Below are 4,311 nucleotides of genomic sequence, written 5' to 3'. Positions count from 1 at the left end.
GCAATAGCAAGCAACCTTGAACGGGAGAAGGTGCATAACAACACAGCCGCCACAAGCAGAAGAGCTATAGCCACTTCGTAAAATTCTACCGTCAGCAAACCAGTAAGTACGTATTGCGGAATGCTTAGCGGCTGACTCAGCAGTATTCCAGCCAACACGACAAAAAACATTAGCACGTACACGCTCAATCGTTTTTGTTGCAACAATTGGGTCTGCCATTTAGCAAACATCATCATCGCACCCATCATGCGATCGAACACATCATTGGCATTCGGTAAAGTAATGGGTATGCGCTCCCGCCAAGCCAAAATATGAGGAACGACTTTATACAGGATGTAACCTAAGACCAGAGTCACAGCACTCAAGAGCAATGGCACATTAAAGCCTTGCCACAATTTCACAACCTCTGGATTAGTATTCGGATACGCAAAAAGCACGCCTGGAGAAACCACGTGAGTATTCAACCAGCCGAGTCCTATCACCGGGGCCATAATACTACCGAGCGCCAATACAATAGGGGGAAGCCATAGTCCCAGATCTGACTCAACAGGCTTTGCCGGGGTGGGCTCACCGGTGTAATGGGCAAGAAATGGCTTAATAACCAGAGTTAGCGCAAGTGCCGCCATCAGTGCGTTAACCACAAGAAACGTTGCCGTTGCCCAGCTACTGATCTCCACGGCAGCTTTGTACATATACTCTTTACTCAAGAAGCCAAGTAACGGTGGTACGCCAGATTTAGACAATGCGGCAACAACAGCCGCAATCAAACTCAGCAGCAACACCGATTTCAAGCCGCGCAACACACGAATGTCCCGTGTACCGGTTGCTTTATCAATATTACCGGCAACCATGAACAGCCCAGCCTTGTAAAACGAATGGGCCAGAATGAACAATAGCATTGCCGTTATCGCCAACTCGGTGCCTATGCCAAGTAACAACGTCAGCTTGCCCAGTGCAACATTGGTGCTGTATGCCAGCATCAATTTCAGATCAGTTTGTCTGAGCGCCAGAATTGCACACCATATCGCCGTGAATCCGCCTACAATGCCCAGGGTATAAAACCAAATCTCACTCTGCGAATAGACCGGAGATAAACGGGCCAGCAAATAAATACCAGCTTTAACCATAGTTGCTGAGTGCAAATAAGCGCTGACCGGTGTGGGGGCTGCCATCGCGTTGGGTAACCAGAAGTGAAACGGAAACTGAGCGGACTTGGTGAAGGCACCGAGCAGAATCAGCACTAAAGACGGCACAAACAAATTGTGCCGAGCGATTAAAGAAGACTGTTCGATAATTACGTTCAACTCGTAACTGTCGGTTATCATTCCGAGGAGAATCAAACCAGCCAGCAAGGCCAAGCCACCCGCACCGGCTACAATCAGTGATTGCAGCGCATTTTTACGTGATTTAGGGTTCTCATGATCAAACCCGATCAGTAGGTATGAAGTGATAGTGGTCAATTCCCAGAAAACGAACAAAAGGAGGATATTATCGCTCATCACAACACCAAGCATGGCCAACATAAACAGTGTGAGATAGAGATGAAAAGAAAAACGGGACGATTTACCGCGTAGATACGCAAGTGCATAAAGTTGAACTAACACCCCTATACCACTTATCAAACAGGCGAATGAAAATGAAAGGCTGTCCAGCCGAAAGCTCAAGTTAATATCTAGGCTCGGAGCCCATAATAACCGCCATTGTCCCCCTTCAGGCTGATACCAATACAATAGAGAAATCAGTATCAGTATTGGGAACAATAGGAATATGAGTAATATATATTGATGTTTTGTCCTACCATCACAATATCTATTGCCTGTTTGATTAGTGTCCATCATTGCTTAGTTGGCTATGACTTTCCCCCTGAATACAGACTTAAATTTTATACCTTGCGCTCATAGTCCAGTGTGAACATTTTTAAGAGTCACGTACAAAATATTCCGAGTACAGAACTTAAAAACAATACTTATCAACCAAGGGATAAGGCTTCAGACACTACTTATTGAGCAAAGCATATTTACTCATTAAAAAAGGGAGCTTTCGCTCCCTCAGTCCATTAGATATTTACCATTAAGCATTTTTAGGTGGGGTAAACGCCATCAGCTCAGGCGCCTTGCCCTGATATTTCTCGATACGAACCAGTGATGAGTTCGCCGCACATCCATTGGACAGACGAGAGGTAGGGATATCACGGGTTAGTACATTTGGACCACCATTGCGACAAAGGCCATTTTCATCCTGATCCGGCCAGGCACCTTCGTGCACACAAACCGTCCCTTTCTTAATGCCTTCAGTCACTACCGCACCAACCAGAATTTCACCACGGCCGTTATAGGCTCTGACCAAGTCGCCATCTTTAATTCCGCGCACCTTGGCATCTTCAGAATTGATGGAGATAGGCTCACGGTTTGCCACCGCATATTCATCGCGCAGCTTGGCGTAGTTGAACTGGCTATGTAGGCGGTGCGCAGGGTGTGAAGTAATAAGTGTCAGTTCGCCTTGTTTGGCACTGCCAACCCACTCATCAGGTATCATCCAGGTAGGGTGTGCAGGACAGTCTTCAAGACCGAAACCTTCAATTGTCTTGGAGTAGATTTCGATCTTACCAGAAGGCGTACCCAGAGGATTCATGATCGGATCTTTACGGAATTTTTCATGGCGAACAAACTTGGCGTTCTTCTTGTTCGGCTTCATCTCAATCAGTTCATTCTTCGCCCAGAACTGCTGGAATTTCGGCATACGTACGCGGGCACGCTTGGCTCCTTTCGCCGCTTCATCATAGAAGTGCTTCAGCCAATCCATCTCTTCCTTGCCTTCGGTGAAGATCTTACGCCCCTCACCCGGCATCAATAGTTCTGACATACGAGCAAAGACTTCAAAATCGTTCAATGCTTCAAACTGAGGCTCCACCACTTTTGGCATGGGTACCAGGTGCTGTTTAGAGTAGTCACCGGTCATGGTCATATCATTACGCTCGAAAGAGGTCGTGATTGGGAGTACCACATCTGCGTGCTTGGCTGCTGCCGTCCAGTAAATCTCCGAGACAACAGACAGCTCAAGCTTTTGCCATGCCTTGATCAGGCGATTAGTATCTTGGTGATGGGTAAAGTTACCGCCCCCCGTCCACCAGATCATCTTCAGGTTCGGGAAAGTAAGTTCATGGCCATTGTGCATATACTTCATGCCCGGATTTTCAATCGCCTCAATGATACGGGCTGCTGGCAATGCATTTACAGCTTCTTTAGAGGCAGAACGCGCACCGGATTTACCGGCTTTACCTACCGTTGCCCCCATTGCAGGTAACGCCCCGCCATCACGGGTTGGGTTACCGCCGTTAGAATAGTGATAAGAAAGGCCAAAACCACCGCCCGGCAAACCAATCTGCCCAAGCATAGCCGCCAGGGTAGCCAGCATCCAGTGACGCTGTTCGCCATACTGCTGACGCTGCAATGACCAGCCAGACATGAGCATAGTGCGGTTGGTGCTGAATATGTCAGCCAGTACTTCCATCTGCTTAGCAGGGACGCCACAGATTGCTTCAGCCCAAGCCGGCGTTTTCGGTGTACCGTCAGTTTTACCTAACAAGTACTCCTCAAACTTATCGTAGCCAACGGTGTACTTATCCAAAAATGCCTTATCGTGCTTGTTCCGCTCTACCAGTGAGTAGGCAATACCCATCATCATAGCCGTATCGGTAAACGGGTGCGGCGCGATCCATTGGGCGGCATCACCAAAGAAATCGATGGTTTCTGAACGCATCGGGTCGATACAGATCAGTGTCTTGCCTGATTTTTTCAATTGATGGAAGAACTCAATACCTGAGTTTTCAGTCGAGGTCCATGCAATACGTAAGGTATTCATCGGGTTCATCCCCCAGAGCACCACAACATCAGAGTTTTCCATAACTACAGGGTGAGTTGTCTGCTGCTCGTAAACCTCAATAGATCCCATGACATGTGGCATGATGACCTGAGAAGCGCCCGTTGAATAGTCGCCAAGGTGGCTGGTATATCCACCGGCAAGGCTCATATAGCGGCGCAGCAGCTCGCGGCCTTTGTGTAAAACGCCGGAAGAGCGCCAGCCATACGAACCGGCAAAGATAGATTCATCACCGTATTCACCACGAATACGTAAATGCTGCGCATGAATCAGCTTCAGGGCTTCATCCCAAGATACGCGAACAAACTCATCCTTGCCGCGAGGCTTAGCCGGATTTGCCGGATTATCCAGATAGCTTTTACGCACCATAGGATACTTAATGCGCGCCTTGGTGTGCACCTGGTCCGGGCCAGTCAGCTGAAGACTGTTTGG

The 4,311-nt window shown here is 48.2% G+C and carries 2 protein-coding genes; both read right to left on the bottom strand.

Features of this window, described 5'->3' with window-relative positions:
* A partial coding sequence (locus tag MHN01_RS18115; RefSeq protein ID WP_239412622.1) for a proton-conducting transporter membrane subunit occupies positions 1–1,835 on the bottom strand: 1,835 nt, incomplete at its 3' end.
* Between the two features lie 235 nt (positions 1,836–2,070).
* Positions 2,071–4,311, bottom strand: a 2,241-nt coding sequence (locus MHN01_RS18110; RefSeq protein ID WP_239412621.1) for a molybdopterin guanine dinucleotide-containing S/N-oxide reductase, incomplete at its 5' end; no start/stop codon positions are given.

Origin of the sequence: Photobacterium sp. OFAV2-7 (assembly GCF_022347985.1) — a bacterium.
GTDB lineage: Bacteria > Pseudomonadota > Gammaproteobacteria > Enterobacterales > Vibrionaceae > Photobacterium.
This window is presented reverse-complemented; position numbering and strand designations above follow the sequence as displayed.